The following is a 17,904-nucleotide window of genomic DNA, read 5'->3' on the forward strand; positions in this document are numbered from 1 at the left end:
TCAGGGTTCCAGCCCCGCAGGTGTCAGGGTGTCCGTACACCCGCAGGACGAGGCCTGTCCCGTCGGACACGGCCGTTGGAGTGATGCCTTCGGCCGGTCGGGTACCTACCGTTGAAGACATGAGCACACGCAACCCCACCACCGCCCCGGCCGGCGCCACCGCCCTCCCGGGCCGCCACCGCAACCCCCTCGCCACCGCCGTCCGCAACGTCGGGATCGCCCTGGACACCGCCGCGCGCGTGATCTTCCTCGGGCGCGACGGTGTCCGGTACTAGCTAGCCGTCACAGCACGTCGTCCGCGTCGATGATGCGGTAGGCGTAGCCCTGCTCGGCCAGGAAGCGCTGCCGGTGGGCGGCGAAGTCCTGGTCCACGGTGTCCCGGGCGACCACCGAGTAGAAGTGCGCCGCGTGGCCGTCCGCCTTGGGGCGCAGGACGCGGCCGAGGCGCTGGGCCTCCTCCTGGCGGGAGCCGAAGGTCCCGGAGACCTGGATGGCCACCGTGGCCTCGGGCAGGTCGATCGAGAAGTTCGCGACCTTGGAGACCACCAGGACGCCGATCTCCTTGTTCCGGAACGCGTCGAAGAGCTTCTCGCGCTGAGTGTTGCTGGTCTCGCCCTTGATCACGGGCGCGTCGAGCGCCTCCCCGAGTTCGTCCAGCTGGTCGATGTACTGGCCGATGATCAGCGTCTGGTCCTTCTCGTGCTTCCGGACCAGCGCCTCCACCACCCGCTGCTTGGTCGCCGTCGTGGCGCAGAAGCGGTAGCGCTCCTCCGGTTCGGCCGTCGCGTAGGCGAGCCGCTCGGAGTCGGTCAGGGTGACCCGCACCTCGCAGCAGTCGGCGGGCGCGATGTAGCCCTGCGCCTCGATCTCCTTCCACGGCGCGTCGAAGCGCTTGGGGCCGATGAGGCTGAACACGTCGCCCTCGCGGCCGTCCTCGCGGACGAGCGTGGCGGTCAGGCCGAGGCGGCGGCGGGCCTGGAGGTCGGCGGTGAACTTGAACACCGGCGCGGGCAGCAGGTGGACCTCGTCGTAGACGACCAGGCCCCAGTTGCGCGCGTCGAACAGCTCCAGGTGCGCGTACACGCCCTTCCGCTTGGTCGTCATCACCTGGTAGGTGGCGATGGTGACCGGGCGGATCTCCTTCTTCGTGCCGCTGTACTCGCCGATCTCGTCCTCGGTGAGCGAGGTGCGCTTGACCAGCTCGTGCTTCCACTGCCGGGCCGAGACGGTGTTGGTGACCAGGATCAGCGTGGTCGCCTTCGCGTGCGCCATGGCGGCGGCGCCGACCAGCGTCTTGCCGGCCCCGCAGGGCAGCACGACGACGCCGGAGCCGCCGTGCCAGAAACCCTCGACGGCCTGCGCCTGGTAGGGGCGCAGCTGCCAGCCGTCCTCCTCCAGGTCGATGGGGTGCGCCTCGCCGTCCACGTACCCGGCGAAGTCCTCGGCGGGCCAGCCGAGTTTGAGCAGCACCTGCTTGATCTGGCCGCGCTCGGACGGGTGCACCACGACGGTGTCCGGGTCGACCCGGGCGCCGACCAGCGGGGCGATCTTCTTGGAGCGCAGCACCTCCTCCAGCACCGGCCGGTCGGTGGTGGTGAGCACCAGCCCGTGGACGGGGTGCTTGACGAGCTGGAGCCGCCCGTAGCGGGCCATGGTGTCGGCCACGTCCACCAGCAGCGCGTGCGGCACCGGGTAGCGCGAGTAGTTCACCAGGGCGTCGACCACCTGCTCCGCGTCGTGCCCGGCGGCCCGCGCGTTCCACAGCCCGAGCGGCGTCACCCGGTACGTGTGCACGTGCTCGGGCGCCCGCTCCAGCTCGGCGAACGGCGCGATGGCGCGGCGGCAGTCGGCGGCCCTGGGGTGGTCGATCTCCAGGAGAAGAGTTTTGTCGCTCTGGACGATGAGCGGTCCGTCGTTCACGCGGGGGAGCCCTCCACTGGCTGTCAGGGTGGATTGACGCAGACCCTCCAGTGTCGCGCATTCCGCGGGGAACGGGGACGGGCCGCTTCCACTCCGGACCACGCCGGGTGCGGCGGGGTCGCGACCGCGTCGGGTGACCACGGTGGGTGTCGCTCGTTGGGCTGGGCATGAACAAGTCGAAGCGTGTTCTCAGCGCCCTCGCCCTCATGGGGACGGCCTTCGCGGCCACCGCCTCCTCCGCCGGTTCGGCGCACGCCCTCGCGGGGGTCGGGGAGGGGCCGGGCGGGCTGCTCGCCGCGCCCGGGTTCCTGCTCGTGGACACCGTCAGTGGCGGTGAACTGCCGGTCGGGCAGGGGCAGATCGGCAGCCTGGCGGACAAGGCGGTCAAGGAGAAGATGAAGGAGTCGCAGGGGCACTGACCCCCGTCACTCCTCCAGTTCGGCGACGCCCGTGATGCGGTGCAGGGCGAAGGTGCGGAGCTCGTCGGCGTGGTGGTCGAAGGCGGTGACGAAGCCGCCCTCGACCTTGACCGGGTCGATGATCCGCTGGCTGGCGATGCCCTCGGCGTTGAGGTAGCCGATCCACATCCGCTCGCCGAGCAGGACGGCGGTCTGGAGGGCGGCCAGCGTCTCCGCGGCGGCCGTGCGGGGCAGGTGGCGCGGATCCGGGGTCGGCTCGCGGCGGGTGGCGGTCGCGGCGCGGTCGCCCGCCCGGATGGCCTTGATGGCGGCGGCGAGCAGGGTGTCGTCAGGGGCGGGCGGGCCGTCCGGGACGGGCGTGGGCGCGGTGCGCGGCGGGGTGCGGTGGCTGTCCGGGCGGGTGATCAGCACGTCGCCCTCGGCGGACTCGGCGGCCGGGGCGTAGCCCATCGTGCGCAGCGTCGCGAGCAGGACGTCCGGGGCGGCCTGGGAGGCGAGGACGGTGGGGGCGAGCAGTCGCAGCCGCAGGTCGGCGGAGCGGCGGTCGGCGAGGACCTCGCCCAGGAGCGAGGTGTCGTCGCAGCGCAGGTACGAGGACGCGGCGCCGACCCGCAGGATGCCGTGCCGGCGGGCGACGTCGTCGATCAGGTAGGTGAGCGGCTGCGGGACGGGCGTGCGCGAGTGCTGCTCCAGGAAGGCCCGCAGGTCGGCGGCGGTGCGCCCGGCGTCGAGGGCGCGGCGCACGGATGTCGGGGTGAACCGGTAGACGGTGGCGCCGCCCTTGGACTCGATGTCGGCGCAGAGCGCGAGCGCCTGGGCGAGCGGGGTGAGCAGCGGGCCCGGGGCGATCGCCGTGAGGTCGGGCTGCAGGATGACGTGGTCGAGCGGCCGGGGCAGCAGGGGGGCGAGCACCTCGGCCGGGTCGGCCTCGGCGGTGAGCAGCGCGCGGGCGGGCGCGGCGAGGGCGCCGCGGCCGGTGATGCCGAGGAGTTCGGCCTCGGCGAGGGTCCAGGCGGTGAGGTCGTCGCGCAGGTCGTGGCCGTCCGGGCCGGTCGGGCCGCCGCGCAGCGGGCGCTGCCAGCGCAGGGTGGGCAGCAGCTCGGCGGCGGTGGCGGGGGTGCCGGGCGGGAGTTCGGCGAGCAGCGCGAGGGCGGCGCGGCGGACGGCCGGGGCGAGCGTGCGGTCGAGTTCGGGGCCGAGTGCGGCGCGCGGCCTGCCCTTGCCGTCCGGGGTGCCGGTGAGGGCGGGGACGCGGGTGGCGGCGAGCCAGGCGGTGGCGAGGACGGACCAGCGCTCGGCGGTGTCCTTCTGGAGCCAGGTGTCGTAGCCGGGGGTCGGGGCCCAGCACTCGTCGGCCTCGCCGTCGGGGGCCAGCAGGCCGGCGGTGTAGGCGAGTTCGAGCCAGAAGGCGGCCTGTTGCTCGGTGCTCTCCAGGGCCTGGGCGGTGCGCTTGAGGTCGCGGACGCCGAGGCCGCCGGCGCGCAGGGTGGGCGGCGGGGTGAGGCCCCACAGGTCGAGCAGTTCCTCGACGGTCTTGACGGCGGTGTGGGCCTGGCCGGCGGCGGCGCTGTCCACAGCCTGTGGATCGCGCGGTGGAGTGGCGGGCGCGGGTTCGGGCTGGACCGGTTCGACGGTGCGGTGGGTGCGCCCGCCGCGCAGGTGCAGGGCGAGTTCGCGCGGCAGGACGACGCTGCCGGGGCTGGTGGGCAGGAGCAGGCCGCGGGCGAGCAGCCACTCGACGGGGCTCTGCGCGTCCTCGGCGGTGACCGGGCGGGTGGCGTCCGGGACGGTGCCGGTGGGCGGGCCCCAGACCAGGCGCTCCAGCAGCCGCAGGGCGGGCTCGGGGGCGGTGGCGAGCAGGGCGTCGCAGCGGGTGCGGTCGCCGAGCAGCGCGGTGAGCGCGGCGACGGCGGTGACCGGGTCCGGGGTCGCGGGCTGCCCGGCGGAGGCCAGCAGCTGCTGGAGCCGGGCCGGGGACATGCCGACGGTGGCGTCGGCGAGCGTCGGGCCGAGGCCGGTGCGACCGGGGTTGGCGGCGGTCGGCGCGAGCGCCTCGCGGACGGCGAGGACCAGCCGGAGGGCGTTGTCCGGGCCCCACAGCAGGGCGCGGTCGCGCAGGGTGGCGATCGCGCGGGGCAGCGCGGCGGCGACGGCGGACCGGTCGGCCGGGGTGAGCGGGGTGGCGCCCGGGTGCGGTTTGACCTTGGCGGGGCCCGTCAGGAGGGTGCGGACGGTGGTGAGCGTGGTGCCGTCCGGGGCGGTGGCCAGGGCCTCGGCGACCTGGAGGGTGAACCGGTCGAGCCGTTCGAGCGCGCGCAGCGCGGAGGCGCGCGAGGAGAGCCGGGCGGCGAGCTGGGTGAGGTCGCCGGGCACCGGGTTGAGCAGGTCCGGGCGGGCGCGGAGCAGGGCGGCGAGACCGTCGTCCGGGCGGGCGCGCAGCTCCTCGGCGAGCGTGCGGGGGCCGGCGGTGGACCTGCCGGAGCGTTGGGGGCCCTGCTGTGTGGTCATTCGACCTAGGTTAGTCGGGTGCGGGGCCGCAGGAGCCGGGCTCCGGACTCGGGGCGCGGACTCGCGTGGGCGGGGGAGTGGTGGGTAGCGTCACGCCGAGGGCGGTTCGGTGGGCTGGGCTTCGGTGGGTCGGGCAGGGTACGGGCGAGGCGGGTGTCGGGGATGACGGACGGCGAGTGGTGGCGCAAGAGCGGGCCGTGGAGCGCGAGGCCGGGCGGCTCCGACTCCGGCGCTGACCGTGGCGGTGTCGGCGACGACGCGGACAGTGTGTACGACGCCGGGGCGCCGGGCGTGCCGGGCATGTCCGCCGTGCCGCTCGACCCGCCGCGCGAGCCGGCCGCCGAGGACGACCCGGACGCCGTACCGCCGCCGCAGGTGATCCACTCCGGCGGGGGCGGCTGGGACCTGGTGATGCTCAACTTCTCGGACGCGCCGGCGGCCCCGCCGAAGCCGATCCCCGAGCAGCGCGAGGGGGAGGGCGACGCGCCCGCGCAGCCCGCCGAGCCGGAGGTGGTGCCTGGGGCTGCGTCCGGGGCGAAGCCGAAGAAGGAGAAGAAGGAGAAGAAGGCCGCCGGAGCCGCCGGCGTACCGAAGAGGGGCGTGCTTGCCGGGCGCCGCCCGTCCCCGCTCCTCCTGCTCGCCTCCGGCCTGCTCGCGGGCGGGGCCTGGACCGGCTTCTTCCCGGCCATGCTGGCGGGCTGGGGCCTCGGCTACCTCTCCCGCCAACTCACCGACCTCACTCGCAAGTTCGCGATCTTCGGCATTCCGCTGATCACGATGAGCGCGATGACGCTCCACCAGATGCGGCAGACCCAGCACGGCCAGGCCGGCGTCCAACCGGGCTCCCAGCTCGGCCAGATCACGTGGGCGTCCGCCCCGGGCGTCCTGCGCCTCTCGGCCGCACTGACGGCGGCGTTCCTGCTCCTCATGGCGCTGCGCCGCAGACCGCCCCAGGAGGGGTGACGTTCCGACGCCCCGATGCCCCGACGCCCCGACGGCAAAGCGGCCCCGCACCCTGGGAGGGTGCGGGGCCGCCGGTGTCGTGGGGCGGGGCCGGTCAGTAGACCTGGCCGGCGTGGCCGTACACGCCCGCGTACGCGCCGCTGAGGGCGTAGGACGGGTCGGTGGGGCGGAAGATGCCGTACGTCATGCGGCCCTTGCCGTACCAGTCGCCGACGATGGGAAGGTCGCCGCGGTTGCCCCAGCCGGCCGTGGAGACGCTGCCGTCGTCGTGGCGCAGGGCGAAGGTGCCGTTGCGGTAGATGCCGAGCTGGAAGTGGCCGACGCCGTCCCAGTCGCCCGCGACCGGGATGTCCCCGGCGTCGCCGAACGCGGCGGTGGTGATGGTGCCGTCGTCGTGGCGGACGATGAAGGTCGCGATGCTGGGGCGGTAGAGGGCGAGTTGGGCGTGGCCGTTGCCGTCCCAGTAACCGGGCACCGGGATGTCCCCGGCGTCGCCGAACGGGACGGCGGTGACGCTGCCGTCGTCGTGGCGCAGGGCGAAGGTGCCGTTGCGGTAGATGCCGAGCTGGTCGTGGCCGGTGGCGTCCCAGTCGGCGGTGGCCGGCAGGTCCCCGGCCTGGCCGAAGGACACCTGGGTGATGTCGGCCTTGCAGCAGTCGCCGGTGGAGCGCAGCGCCCAGGAACCGTTGTTGAACAGGCCGTTCGCGGCGGGCTTGCCGGCGGTCCAGCGGCCGGCGATCGGGCGGTCGCCGGGATCGGTGAAGTTGATGTGGGCGAAGCCGTCGGCGGTGGCGCTGCGGCCGTGGTCGTCCGATACGGTCAGCCGCACGGTGTAGCGGCCGGGCTTGGCGTAGTCGTGCGGGACCGGGTCGGCGGGCAGCGATCGGGCCCCGTAGCCCTGACCCTGGTGGTCACCGAAGTCGATCCGGTATTGGTCCACGGGCCAGGGGCTGTTGTAGGTCCCGGCGACCGAGATGCTCTTGGGGGTCAGCGGCGATTGCTGGACCTGGACGGCGGCGGTGATCGGCCCGCTCGCCACGTCCGCGTTCGTCGTGGCCTTCTTGACGGTGCCGGTGCTGTCGGTCGCGGTCAGCGTGGCGACGTACCGCCCTGCGGCGGCGTAGGTGTGGGTCAGCGGGAAGGCGGGCGCGGTCACGACCGGGGTGCCGTCCCCGAAGTCCAGGGTCGTGGTGGCCGGGTACCAGGGTGAGGTCGTCCCGCCGTAGAACTTGACGGCCATGGGCTGGTCGGGCATGTACGACCCGGTGGCCAGCGAGACCGTGAACGGGTTCTGGTACTCCGCCGCGCCGCGGTCGTGGTAGCCCACGCCGGTGCCGGTGTTGGGCGCGAGCGGGTCGTCGACGCGCGGGTTGCCGTACACGTCGGTGTCCAGCTGGCCGGGCGCGGTGGCGTCGGCCGAGTCCAGCGCCGCGGTGTCGGTGGTGGGGGTGACGTCCTCGCCGAGCGCGCTGCCGTCGGAGAGCTTCGGGTCCACCGTCAGGTCGTGCTGCCCCTGGCCGGAGGCGGCGGTGAGGTCGGCGGGAGACCGGTAGAGCGTGCCGTCCCAGGAGTAGGCGTGGGTGTCCGGGCTGTCGGTGTACAGCACGTTGTAGTCGGACCTGGTGCCGGGGACGGAACCGGATGCCACCATCACGCCGACGCCGACGTTCACTTCGCAGTTCCGGTGGACCTGGACGATGTTGTTCACCACCGTCGAACCGGTGGAACTGCCGTTGAGGACGATGCCGGTGCCGCAGGTAGCGCCGATGGTGTTGCTGTTCACCACCGTGCCGGGCGCGCTGTCGGCGACGATGATGTTCGAGGCGCGGAAGCCGTAGACCCTGGAGAAGGCGTTGGTGGTGACGATGGTCCCGGACACCCCGGGCTCGATGGCGACGCCCGCCCGACCGCTGTCGCCGATCTGGTTGCGGCTGATCGTGACGTCGCTGGTCTTCCCGGTGAGGCGGATGGCCGACGTGTCGTTGTCCAGGTTGCGGGGCGGCGGCTCCGTGGACTGATGGCCCGCGTTGTCCACCTGGTTGCCGTCGAGCGTGATGCGCTGGGAGTCGGTGATGAGCACCGCTTCCTGCGGGGAGTCGGTGATCCAGAAGTTCTTGATCGTGATGTCGTGCACCCCGGACGCGACGAAGGCGTGCTGCGACTTCGTCGTCGACGGCCACCCGCCGGGCTTGAACTCGAGGCCTGTCCGGTGGCCCGTGAAGGTGGTCTCGCCCTGGAAGGTGATCGGGTGCCCCGGAGTGCCGGACTGCTTCAGTGTGACCTGTTCCGTGTACGTGAAACCGGCGATGCGGACCGTCTGGCCCGGCTGCGCAGCGTCGGCGGCGGCCTGGATGCTGCAGAACGGCCGGGCCATCTCGGTGCCCGGGCCGCTGTCCGAGCACGCCTTGGCGGCGTTGTCCACGTACAGGTACTCGATGTCGGCGTGCGCGGCCATGGCGGGCAGCGTGGCCGCGATGACGGTCGTCGAGCTCACGAGTGCGGCGGCGAGGCCGACGCGGCGTCTGCTGGGCACTACCTGGTCCCCCTTCAGTTGTGCGGAGCGCGCCGGGCCGTCCCCGTGGTGTTCGGGTGTAGAGCATTCGACCGACGCGTGCGCGAACAGTATCCAGGGGTGTCGACACCGTCTCGCGGCGGGGGCGGGACTCCGATACGTACGCGCGCCGACCAGGCGCACGCGAGGCTGCGCCGTAGGCCACCGCAGGAGGGGTGAGGCTGCCCCGGGGTGGCGTAGGGGGGTTAACACCCCCACGGGACGGGTGATTTCCCCGTTCTCCAGGATCGCCCCTCGAACCAGACTCGGGGCATGCCCACACAGCCCGCGACGATGACGGTCGCGCCCGAGGCCCCCGCCCCGCAGCCGGAGACCGGCGGCAGCGACTTCGCCCAGTTGAGCCGCCGCATCGCCGCCGAAGGCCTGCTCGACCGGCGGCACGGCTACTACGCCGCCCGTGCTGGTCTGGTGCTCGCCGCCTTCGCTGCCGGCTGGTACGCCCTGTTCGCGCTGGGCGACACCTGGTGGCAGCTCGGCCTGGCGGCGGCGATGTCCGTCGTGTTCGCCCAGATCGGCTTGCTCTCACACGACTTGGCGCACCGCCAGGTGTTCGCCCGGCGCGTGCCGAGCGAGATCGGCGGCCGGATCGCCGCCAACCTGCTGATGGGGATGAGCTACGGCTGGTGGATGAACAAGCACACCCGCCACCACGCCAACCCCAACCACGAGGAGCGCGACCCGGACGTCGCCCCCGATCTCGTCGTGTGGTCCCAGCGGCAGGCCCGGCAGGCGAGCGGGCTCGCCCGGTTCATCGGCCGCCGGCAGGCGTTCCTGTTCTTCCCGCTGCTCCTGCTGGAGGGCCTCAACCTCAGCTTCAACAGCTTCCGCGCACTGCGCGGCCCCGCGGTCAAGCGGCCCTGGTTGGAGGGCGCCCTGCTGGTGGTCCACTTCGTCGGCTACCTCGGGCTCGTGTTCGCCGCGCTCCCGCTGGGCAAGGCGGTGGCCTTCCTCGCCGTCCACCAGGCGCTGCTCGGCGTCTACCTGGGCTGCGTGTTCGCCCCGAACCACAAGGGCATGCTGATGGTCACACCGGGGATGCGGCTCGACTTCCTGCGCCGCCAGGTGCTCACCTCGCGCAACGTCCGTGGTGGCCTCGCCGTCGACGCCGTGATGGGCGGCCTCAACTACCAGGTGGAGCACCACCTCTTCCCCAGCATGCCGACGCCCGCACTCGGCCGGGCCGCGCAGATCACCCGCGCGTTCTGCGCGGAGAAGGGCATCCCGTACTACGAGGTGGGCCTGCTCCGCTCGTACCGCGAGATCCTGACCCACCTGCACCGCACCGGCGAGCCGATCCGCTCGGGGGAGTGAGACGGGCGGGCGAGTGGTGACGCTTCCTCAGGTTCCTCCAACCTGCCAAGATCCGCCGGTGAAAAACGTGACTTACCGTCTTCCCCCGGCGCAGATGCGCCGCCAGTGGATCTTCTCGGCACTCTTCCTGGCCGGTGGTGCCTACCTTGTGTACCGCGGTTCGCTCTACCCGATGACCGCCCGGACCGCCGTCGTTATGGCCTTCGGTGCTCTCCTGGTCATCGGTGGACTCCTCCAGGTGAACGGCGTCTTCACCAGCGTGAGCTTCGACGAGCGTGAGATCTGGTGGACCGGGGCGCTGGGCTCCCGCAAGCGGTTCGCCTGGGCGGACATCGCCAACGTCGAGGTGGTGAAGAACCGCAACCGCGCCGATTCCGGGGACGTCGTGCGGGTCACCCACCGGGACTGCGGCGACTTCAAGCTGCCGACGGTGATCGGCATGCCGGGCGCCTGGCGCGACCCGGACTTCGAGGCCAAGGCGGCCCACCTCATCGCCGCATGGCGCGCCGCCGCGGCGGCGGAGCCGGCCGCGGCCGACAGCTGAGCACTGGCCGGTTCTGCACGACCCCTAGCCCAGCATTCCGTACGATCGCGCCCGGTTCGCCGATGGTGCCGAACGCGGTGGGGATGTTGAGCGCGGTCTTCGGGCCGGGCCGCAGGGACGCGAACGTGCGCTCGTAGGCGTCCCGGAAGCGGGCTTCGGCCCGGGCGTTCCTGAACTCGCCGATTCGCAGGGTACGCATGTATCACAGGCATGATACGGGTGTACCAGGATTTGTGGAGAGGAAGTTCGCGGGATGGCGGAGAAGGCCGACCACGAGGAACGCCGACGGCAGATCGCCGAGGCCCTGCTGCGCATCGCCGACACCCAGGGACTCCAGGCGGCGAGCATGCGGGCGGTCGCGGCGGAGGCGGGAGTGTCGCTGCGGCTGGTGCAGTACTACTTCACGACGAAGGACGGCCTGCTGCTCGACGCCCTGGCGCGGCTCGGTGCCCAGCTCCAGGCGCGCATGGAACGGTGGATCCGCGAGGCTGGTTCCCCGCCCACCCCGCGCAGCATCGTGACGGCGATCCTCTCGTGCATCCTGCCGACGGATCCGGAGAGTCGTCGCATCACCCGCACCTACGCCGCGTACTACACGCTGGTGCTGAGCGACCCCGAGGCGATGGAGAAGAAGGGCCCGCTCCAGCCCGACCTCCTGGAAGGCTTCCTCGCCAAGCAGATCCGCGCAGCACAGGAGGCCGGGGAGATCGAGGGGCGAAAGGATCCCGCGATCACCGCCGCAGGCCTGCTGGCGATGGTGAACGGCCTGGGCTCCAGCGTCCTCGGAGGCCAGCGCAACGGTGACGAGGCGATGGCGATCCTGGCCCACCACTTGGAGGAGCTGTTTGGCGCAGGAAGTCGGTGACGCCGACTTCCTGCGCCGGGGGGTTAGGAGAGTTCGCCGGACTTGATGGCGTCGAGGAGGGCGCAGGAAGTTCGGCCTCGTCCGGCCCTCGGCCGCCACCGACAGGATCATCGACGCAGAAAGGGCCGTAACCGCCTCCGGCGATCACGGCCCTCCTGTTCCCGCTGCGCTACTTCCCGATGCCCGCCAGCAGCCCCCGCGGGTCGAATGTCACCCGGATCCGTGCGATCTTCCCGTCCTCCACGTGCATCCAGTTCGCCGTGGGCGCCGCCGGTGCGATGCTCGTGTGCAGGTTGAACCACGTGATGACGTCGTCCCCGTCCGCCACCCGCACCTGGACGTCGATCTTCTCCAGCACCTTCCCGAGTCCCTGCAGCCCGGCCAGCGCCTGCTCGGCTCCCGAGGCCATCCCCAGCGCCCCGACGAAGTCCACGTCCTCCGCCAGCAGCCCCCGGATCGTCTCGAAGTCGCCGGCCTCCCAGGAGGTGAAGTAGGTCTCGGCGATCTCGCGCGCACTCTTCGTCGTCGTCATGCCTCAATGTTCCGCCCGCACCCATCCATCCGTCCAACAGATAGATCAGATGCCAGATATCATCACGAGTTATGGAGATGCATCAGCTGCGCTACTTCGCCGCCGTCGTCGACGAGGGCTCCTTCACCGCTGCCGCTGCCCGCCTGCACGTGAGCCAGTCCGGTATCAGCACCCAAGTCGGCAAGCTCGAACGCGAGTTGGGTCAGCAACTCCTGGAACGTTCCACCCGGGGCGGCATCCGCCTGTCCCCTGCCGGCGAGGCGATCCTCCCGCTCGCCAGGACCGCCCTGGCCAGCCTCGATGCCATCCGCCACACCGCGGCCGAGTTCGCCGAGGCCGTTCGCGGCAAGGTCCGCCTCGGCATGATCACGGGCTGCTCGATCCCGCCGTTCCTCGACGTCGTCGCCGACCTCGGCCGCACCCACCCCGGCATCGAGCTCAGCCTGCACGAGGACGACTCCGCGCTCCTCCAGTCCCAGGTGCTCGCCCGCACCCTCGACCTCGCCCTGATCGCCTTCGCCGGCGAGCCGGACCCGGCCCTCGACGCGACCACCTTCGTCGACGAGCCGATCGCCGCCGTCGTGCCGATCGGCCACCCCCTCGACCGCAAAACCGTCCGTCTCGCCGACCTCCCCCGCGCCGGCGAGAAGATCCTCGGCCTGACCCCGGGCACCGGGATCCGCGCCGCCTACGACCGCTCGTGCCTCCAGCTCGGCCTCGAACCGCACGTGGACATCGAGGCCAGCTCGCCCGCCACGCTCCTCCGCCTCGCCGAACGCGGCGCCGGCGTGGCCGTCCTGAGCCCGTCCTCCGCCGTCGGCGTGCCGACCCTCCGCGCCGTCCCCGTCAAGGACGCCGCCGTCCACGCCTGCCTCGGCCTCGTCGCCCGCCGCGACCAGCACTCGCCCGCCGTGCGCCTGCTGCGGGCCAAGCTCCGCAAGGCACTCGGAGGGGCGTGACGGGAGCCCCTCACAAGCCCAGGAAGCGCTGCAACTCGTCCAGCATGTAGTTGGCGCCCGTGTACCCGATGCCCTCGAACCACAGCTGGTCGTCGACCGGGAACGCCCGGTGCGCCTTCACCGCGCCGAGTGCCTGCCAACCGGGGCTCGCCAGAACGGTGTTGGTGCCGGACCGGTCCGGATCGCCGTAGGTCGCGTACAGCAGCAGGTCCCCGTCAGCCTTCGCGATCTGGTCGAGCGGGATCTCGAAGTCGGACTGGTCGACGTTCTGCGCGTCCGGCCGCCCGACGCCCGCGTCCGCGAGGACCGTCCCGGGGAAGCTCTGCCTCCCGTACAGCCGGATCCCGCCGCCCTCGACGAACCGCACGAGGCCCACCTTCCGCCCCAACAGCTTCGCCGCCGAGAGGGCGGCCGTCACCTGCGCGAGGTGCCGCTGGTACGAGCCGACGAAGGCCGCCGCGGCCGCCTCCCGGCTCAACGCCTGGGCGTGCACCTGGAAGTTGGCCCGCCACGGCGCGCCCGTGGTCTGCGTGAGCACCGTCGGCGCCAACTCCCGCAGGGCGTCGTAGCGGTCGCCGTCCCGCATCTGGTTGGAGAGGATCAGATCCGGCCGCAACGCCCGGATCGCCCCGAGGTCGGGCGCCCCCGCCGGCCCGACGTACGCGATCGCGGCGACCCGGGACTGCGGCCAGTACTCCGGGTAGTGCCCGTCCAGCGCGGGCCGCGCGGCCCCGATCGGCGCGATCCCGAGCGTCAACGCCGAGTCGAACACGTCCGTGTCGAGCGTGACGACCCGCAACGGAGCCCCGGGCACCACCACCGGCCCGACCGTCGTGTTCACCGTCACCGGCGGCAGCGGCTCGGCCGAGCCGCTCGCCCCCGAAGCGCCCGGCGGCTTCGCCGTGCAGCCGGCGAGCGCGGCCCCACCCATCCCGACCAGCAGCGTGCGACGGGTGATCCGGTGCATCGGCGATTCCTCGGGTGCTCGGACTACGGAGACGGACCCTGCCGATTATGTCCGAATTGGCCGTCAATGCCCCGGCGTGACCTCTCTCCCCGCAGTGTCGCGCTCACCGCCTACGTGGGAAACTCGCCGCACCAGTCGCGTTCGAGTAGAGCGTTGGGCAGGTACTCGGACTGGACCTCGATCGGGGTGCATCGCGAGCGGGGCGAGGGCAACGAGGCCTGAGGCCCTTGCGGCCCGGCTCCAGTACCGCTTGCGCCACTCAAGGGCGTCGACGAGGGCCCGGTTGAAGCCGGCGTGGTTCCCGCGGATGAACCGGTGGAACAGTTCCACGGGCGGGTAGACCAGGTGAGTCACCGTCTCCGGGTCGGCGACGGTCTCCGGGTCTGTGGCGTCGATCGCGGTCCCCAGCTTGGGAATGAGGTCGGCGCCTCCAATCCAGTAGGTCTGGAGCACATCGATCCAGGCGCAATCGAACTCGGCGGACTTCGCGCCGGATTCGCGCAGCATGGACAGGGGGTACCTGGCACAGCCCTTTACCCGCTTCTTCTCCCGGTACACCACTGCCAGGTACAGGGCGGTGAGCCTTGTCCGCGATGCGGCACTGCACGTGCTCCTCGGCCGGGGTCGCGGCGGCGAACACGGCCGAACCGACCTGCATCGCGTTCACCCATGACTTCCACGTGGGCAGGTGCGACCCCTCCGTGTCCAGTAGGCAGTGCGACTTGGCGACGGTGACGGTGAGGCGCAGCGCATCGCCCAGATCGGTGTAGTCCGCTTCCAGTCCGTCGATCAGCCGCAGCGCGTTCTTCTGGTACGTGTGTTGTCGCGTGACTTCAGCCTGGCTTACGTGGGGAACTCGCCCAGCCAGTCGCGGTTGAGGAGGTGCTTGGGAATGAACGGCGACTCCACACCGATCGCGAGTTTCCCGTCGAAGGCCAGACATGCCATGGCAAGCGGGCCCAGAGCCAGCGCGCCGTCGATGTCGGCGGCCCGATCCTCATCGAGGGTCCAGTACGCCTTGTGTAGATCCAACGCCTTTACCAGAGTCGAGCTGAACTGGTCCTCCTGCTCGCGTGCGAAGTGGTAGAAGAGGCTGATCGGCGGAGACATCACGCCCTGCAGCGCGTCGAGCGGAGTATTGCGCGCGACCTCGGGCTCCGACGTCTCGAATGTGGTGATGAGCTTCTCTACTAGTCCTGGCCGGCGGAGCCAGTAGGTCTGTTGGACGTCCACCCAGTTGAAGACGAATTCGTCGTAGCCGCTTTCGGCCGAGCGCAGGCGATCCAGAGGGATCTCGCACAGCTGAGTCATCCGCCCGCGTTCGCGGCAGACGGCGGCGAGCCAGAACGCGCTCAGCCAGTTTCCCGCGTTGGCGTACGACTGTGGTCCGATCGCCGGGATGGTCCGCAGCTTGTCGTTGATGAAGCACTCGACGGTGCCTTCGCTCGCGCTGGTCACGGCGAACAGTGCCGTGCCCAGTTGCATCGCGGTGACCGTCGCTTTCCATGTCTGCAGTCGAGACGCCTCCGGATCGGCTGCGCAGTGGGCCTGCAGTGCGAGAACGGAGGTGCTGAACGCGAAGTCGATCACGTCCGCCGACTGTTCGAGACGGTCGACGCGACGCGCCACCCCCTCGCTCAGCCGATCGGCGAAATCCTTGGCGTCGGGCTTGGGCACGAGATGGCGGTCAACGGTCACGGTCACGGCAGATTCCCCTCGCTGGTGCCCGGCAAGGTCCCCTTGCGGATGTCGAACTGCCGGTGCTGAAGGCCAGTATAGCTTCCGGTATTCTTCTCGCCCTTGACGACGTAGTATTCGAGATCTCCGTTCGCCAGTGCAGCATCGATCTTATCCGCGAGCTCCGTTTCGCCACGCTTGTACATTTCCCTCAGGATGTCGAAAAAGTACTCCCTGCTTCCCTGGGAAACGGCCGCTCCCTTGACGCCAGGTATGTTGCGGGGTGAGGGAAGGTTGCGTTTGCCGAGATCTGTATCGACGCTGCTCTTGGATTCGATGACGATAACTCGCGGGTCCTTGGGATCCTTTGGTAGCCAAACCTGGTCGAACTGGTCGTTCCCGTTTTTCGGGCCGAGAAGTTTCTGCTTTTCGAAGTCCGGGTAGCGTTCAGCGATGAAGTGGTGCTCGGCTGCTGCCTCGCCGAATGCCTCGGTTGCCTTTGTCATAGTTTTGGCGGCTTCTGCGTACGCCTTCTTGGTCTCTGGCAGGCCGGCCGCCCTGTGCAACTTGTCCGCGAGAGTGTTCGCTTCGATGGCGTCGTGGCGCTTCTGCGCGAAATCATCGAGCAGGTCAAGTCTCGCCGGATCCTTGACATGTTCTCGACCCAGGGGGATGTAATCCTTGTCGTGGTAGCGGGGCGCAGGGGCCTCGGGTGCGTCCTTGGCAGGAGTCCACGGGGCGTCCTCCGCCAGCTTGGCGAGCTGGGGAGGGGTGTAGCCGCTCTCGTCACTGACCGACAGGTCCTTGCGATGGCCGTTCTTGTCGTAGTACTGCTCGCGATAGCCGGGTTCTTCGTTGGCGCGGTAGACCTGGATCTGTTCGATTTGCTCCTTGGTGAGGCTGGTCGGCTCTCCGTACGGATTCGGACCGTCCTTCATGAATTCCGGACGCTTCAGGGGATCGGGCGGGGCAGGCTTCTGGCCGTTCGTGTCGTCGCGTCGTCCGGCGGTCGTCTGGTCGTGGCCGCCGCCGGCGGAGCCACCCCCGTGGCCTTCGGCGGATGGATGGTCGGAGCCGCCCTCATGTCCGCCTATGGATCCGCTGTCGTGGCCGCCGGTGCTGCCCGGGCCGTCGCCGTGGCCACCGCCGGGCGGTTCGTGGCTCGCGTTCGGGCCCTCGGGGGCGTGCCCCCCGGGGGTGAGGTCGTGGCCGCCACCCGTGAGGTGGTCGGGGGCGTGGAGCGGGTCGGATATGTCGGAGCCGAGCTTGATGACTCCGTCACGGCCGCCGACGCCGACCAGTTCGGGGGCCTTGGCGTGGGCCGGGGCCGGGGAGTTGGGCTTGGCCGGGGCGTGGTCCTTGCCGGTGTGGTCGCCGTCCTCCTTGGGAGCCTCGTCGCCGTGCTGGCGGAGGTTGCCGGCCTCGTCGTAGACGTTGCCGTGCGGGTCCATGAACTCGACCTTGCCGCCGTGCTCCAGCTTGACGGTGCCGGGAGGGAGTTCGACGGTGCCCTTCGGCAGCTTGATCCCGCCGTCGACGGTCTTGATCGCCCCCTTGGGGATGGTGGCGCCCTTCGGCAGGTGAATCGTTCCGTCGGGCATCTTCACCGCGCCCTCGGGGAGGGTGAACGCGCCGTCGATGTTGATCTCCGGGATCTTGGGATTGGTGATGCCCTTGAGACCGGCCATCACGTCGCCGACCTTGGAGATGCCGAAGCCCACGCCCTTGAAGACGTACGTCATCGGGTCGATGGCCCTGCCGACTTTGCCCGCGATCGACAGTGCCTTGCCGGCGACACCGGCTTTCCCGGCGCCCGACGCTGCTGCACCGCCGCCGGTCATGGCGGTCAGCACGTTGAAGACGACCGCACCTCCCGCGCGGCTCGGGTTCGTCTTCCACTGGTCCCAGGCGACCAGGGCCTTGCCGGTCTCCTTCATCGCGTCGCGGGAATCCCGCAGCCACGAGGGCAACTTGTCGTCCGGCATGGCCCAGTACGCCATGCCCACGAACGGCACTGCGGTGATGACGAGGCCGGTCGCCAGTTTGGTGAGCCCCGTCCAGGACTGCTTGAAGGCGTCCCAGCCATCGAAACCCACCAGTGTGCCCAGGCCCTTGATGGTGCCCCACACGCCGTCGATGATGACGCCCTTGCCGAACTCGACGGCCTGGTCCGGCAGGTCCCACCACGGGATGTCCCGGTCCACGGCGCTGCCCCAGGGCAGGTCCTTGGAGTCCTTCAATGCCTTCGCGTCGTAGCCGTACATGTCGTCGGCGCTGGAGCCGTCGTTGACACGCAGCGGCTTGCCGCCGACCAAGGCGACGATCTTGGCGTACGCGTCCCGCTCGACGTCCTGAAACTGCGTCCAGACCTCGGCGATCTCGTCGCGCCGACGGTTGTTCTCGTGGACCTTGCCCTCGTCCTGGCGCCAGTCGTGGTCGTTGGCGACCTTGGAGTGAAACGATTCTGCTTCGCGCTTCAGATCGGCGAGCCGCTTGACCAGCGGATGCGCGTCCCGGCTGTAGATGCCCAGGGCGCCGGCGATGACGCACGCGTCGGAACTGAGCTTGGTGCCTAGTGCCGCATCAGGCAACGTTCGCCCTGGTGACGACTTCGCGTAGGCGTTCGTCCGCGGCGTGCTTGTTCCGCCAGATGATGTAGCGACGGAT

At 70.9% G+C, this 17,904-nt stretch carries 15 protein-coding genes and 1 pseudogene; 7 read left to right on the plus strand and 9 right to left on the minus strand.

What is annotated here, in order from left to right; translation table 11 throughout:
- Positions 1-119: 119 nt before the first annotated feature.
- The gene (locus ACWCXH_RS27045) at positions 120-275 is read left to right on the plus strand and encodes a hypothetical protein (RefSeq protein ID WP_449804070.1); all 156 of its coding nucleotides are present in this window, start codon (positions 120-122) and stop codon (positions 273-275) included.
- Between the two features lie 7 nt (positions 276-282).
- Here the strand turns inward: ACWCXH_RS27045 and ACWCXH_RS27050 are convergent, their stop codons facing one another.
- Entirely contained in the window at positions 283-1,920 is a 1,638-nt protein-coding gene (locus ACWCXH_RS27050) for a DNA repair helicase XPB (RefSeq protein WP_449804071.1), read from the minus strand.
- Between the two features lie 167 nt (positions 1,921-2,087).
- On the opposite strand from ACWCXH_RS27050, the gene ACWCXH_RS27055 reads away from it, so the two are divergent.
- On the plus strand, positions 2,088-2,339 hold the full coding sequence (locus tag ACWCXH_RS27055) for a hypothetical protein (RefSeq protein ID WP_449804072.1): 252 nt from the start codon (positions 2,088-2,090) through the stop codon (positions 2,337-2,339).
- Positions 2,340-2,345: 6 nt separating this feature from the next.
- Here ACWCXH_RS27055 and ACWCXH_RS27060 read toward each other — a convergent pair whose 3' ends face one another.
- The gene (locus tag ACWCXH_RS27060) at positions 2,346-4,847 is read right to left on the minus strand and encodes a helicase-associated domain-containing protein (RefSeq protein ID WP_449804073.1); all 2,502 of its coding nucleotides are present in this window, start codon (positions 4,845-4,847) and stop codon (positions 2,346-2,348) included.
- Between the two features lie 162 nt (positions 4,848-5,009).
- Here ACWCXH_RS27060 and ACWCXH_RS27065 point away from each other — a divergent pair, with 162 nt between their 5' ends.
- Positions 5,010-5,810 (plus strand): hypothetical protein, encoded by an 801-nt coding sequence (locus ACWCXH_RS27065; protein ID WP_449804074.1) that lies wholly within the window; start codon positions 5,010-5,012, stop codon positions 5,808-5,810.
- A 94-nt stretch (positions 5,811-5,904) separates the two neighbouring features.
- Here the strand turns inward: ACWCXH_RS27065 and ACWCXH_RS27070 are convergent, their stop codons facing one another.
- The gene (locus ACWCXH_RS27070) at positions 5,905-8,343 is read right to left on the minus strand and encodes a PKD domain-containing protein (RefSeq protein WP_449804075.1); all 2,439 of its coding nucleotides are present in this window, start codon (positions 8,341-8,343) and stop codon (positions 5,905-5,907) included.
- 291 nt (positions 8,344-8,634) lie between these two features.
- On the opposite strand from ACWCXH_RS27070, the gene ACWCXH_RS27075 reads away from it, so the two are divergent.
- From ACWCXH_RS27075 to ACWCXH_RS27085, 3 genes are all read left to right on the plus strand, one after another.
- A complete protein-coding gene (locus ACWCXH_RS27075) occupies positions 8,635-9,693 on the plus strand; it encodes a fatty acid desaturase family protein (RefSeq protein WP_449804076.1) in 1,059 nt (352 codons plus the stop codon).
- Positions 9,694-9,760: 67 nt separating this feature from the next.
- Positions 9,761-10,237: a DUF308 domain-containing protein gene (locus ACWCXH_RS27080; protein ID WP_449804077.1), complete on the plus strand. Its 477-nt coding sequence runs from the start codon at positions 9,761-9,763 to the stop codon at positions 10,235-10,237.
- Between the two features lie 253 nt (positions 10,238-10,490).
- On the plus strand, positions 10,491-11,102 hold the full coding sequence (locus ACWCXH_RS27085) for a TetR/AcrR family transcriptional regulator (protein ID WP_449804078.1): 612 nt from the start codon (positions 10,491-10,493) through the stop codon (positions 11,100-11,102).
- Between the two features lie 169 nt (positions 11,103-11,271).
- On the opposite strand, the gene ACWCXH_RS27090 is transcribed toward ACWCXH_RS27085, so the two are convergent.
- Positions 11,272-11,634: a nuclear transport factor 2 family protein gene (locus ACWCXH_RS27090; protein WP_449804079.1), complete on the minus strand. Its 363-nt coding sequence runs from the start codon at positions 11,632-11,634 to the stop codon at positions 11,272-11,274.
- A gap of 71 nt (positions 11,635-11,705) precedes the next feature.
- On the opposite strand from ACWCXH_RS27090, the gene ACWCXH_RS27095 reads away from it, so the two are divergent.
- Complete coding sequence (locus ACWCXH_RS27095) at positions 11,706-12,593, plus strand: LysR family transcriptional regulator (protein WP_449804080.1); 888 nt, start codon at positions 11,706-11,708, stop codon at positions 12,591-12,593.
- A gap of 10 nt (positions 12,594-12,603) precedes the next feature.
- Here ACWCXH_RS27095 and ACWCXH_RS27100 read toward each other — a convergent pair whose 3' ends face one another.
- The 5 genes and pseudogenes from ACWCXH_RS27100 to ACWCXH_RS27120 all read right to left on the minus strand — a co-directional run.
- Positions 12,604-13,560, minus strand: a complete 957-nt coding sequence (locus ACWCXH_RS27100; RefSeq protein ID WP_449804081.1) for an ABC transporter substrate-binding protein — start codon at positions 13,558-13,560, stop codon at positions 12,604-12,606.
- Positions 13,561-13,623: 63 nt separating this feature from the next.
- Positions 13,624-14,121 carry an immunity 49 family protein gene (locus ACWCXH_RS27105; protein WP_449804082.1) on the minus strand — a complete coding sequence of 166 codons (498 nt, stop codon included), beginning with the start codon at positions 14,119-14,121 and terminating at the stop codon, positions 13,624-13,626.
- A gap of 282 nt (positions 14,122-14,403) precedes the next feature.
- Positions 14,404-15,264, minus strand: a complete 861-nt coding sequence (locus ACWCXH_RS27110; protein ID WP_449804083.1) for an immunity 49 family protein — start codon at positions 15,262-15,264, stop codon at positions 14,404-14,406.
- On the minus strand, positions 15,261-17,828 hold the full coding sequence (locus ACWCXH_RS27115; RefSeq protein WP_449804084.1) for a hypothetical protein: 2,568 nt from the start codon (positions 17,826-17,828) through the stop codon (positions 15,261-15,263). The genes ACWCXH_RS27110 and ACWCXH_RS27115 overlap by 4 nt, the downstream gene beginning before the upstream one ends.
- A pseudogene (locus tag ACWCXH_RS27120) lies at positions 17,821-17,904 on the minus strand (transposase); the annotation flags it as partial. The gene ACWCXH_RS27115 and the pseudogene ACWCXH_RS27120, both read right to left, overlap by 8 nt.

It is taken from the genome of Kitasatospora sp. NPDC001660, assembly GCF_053596725.1.

Bases quoted from the DNA above. Each gene is read 5' to 3' on its own strand.
- ACWCXH_RS27045 (WP_449804070.1), top strand. From the start codon at position 120: ATGAGCACACGCAACCCCACCACCGCCCCGGCCGGCGCCACCGCCCTC.
- ACWCXH_RS27055 (WP_449804072.1), top strand. From the start codon at position 2,088: ATGAACAAGTCGAAGCGTGTTCTCAGCGCCCTCGCCCTCATGGGGACG.
- ACWCXH_RS27060 (WP_449804073.1), bottom strand. From the start codon at position 4,847: ATGACCACACAGCAGGGCCCCCAACGCTCCGGCAGGTCCACCGCCGGC.
- ACWCXH_RS27065 (WP_449804074.1), top strand. From the start codon at position 5,010: ATGACGGACGGCGAGTGGTGGCGCAAGAGCGGGCCGTGGAGCGCGAGG.
- ACWCXH_RS27075 (WP_449804076.1), top strand. From the start codon at position 8,635: ATGCCCACACAGCCCGCGACGATGACGGTCGCGCCCGAGGCCCCCGCC.
- ACWCXH_RS27085 (WP_449804078.1), top strand. From the start codon at position 10,491: ATGGCGGAGAAGGCCGACCACGAGGAACGCCGACGGCAGATCGCCGAG.
- ACWCXH_RS27090 (WP_449804079.1), bottom strand. From the start codon at position 11,634: ATGACGACGACGAAGAGTGCGCGCGAGATCGCCGAGACCTACTTCACC.
- ACWCXH_RS27095 (WP_449804080.1), top strand. From the start codon at position 11,706: ATGGAGATGCATCAGCTGCGCTACTTCGCCGCCGTCGTCGACGAGGGC.
- ACWCXH_RS27100 (WP_449804081.1), bottom strand. From the start codon at position 13,560: ATGCACCGGATCACCCGTCGCACGCTGCTGGTCGGGATGGGTGGGGCC.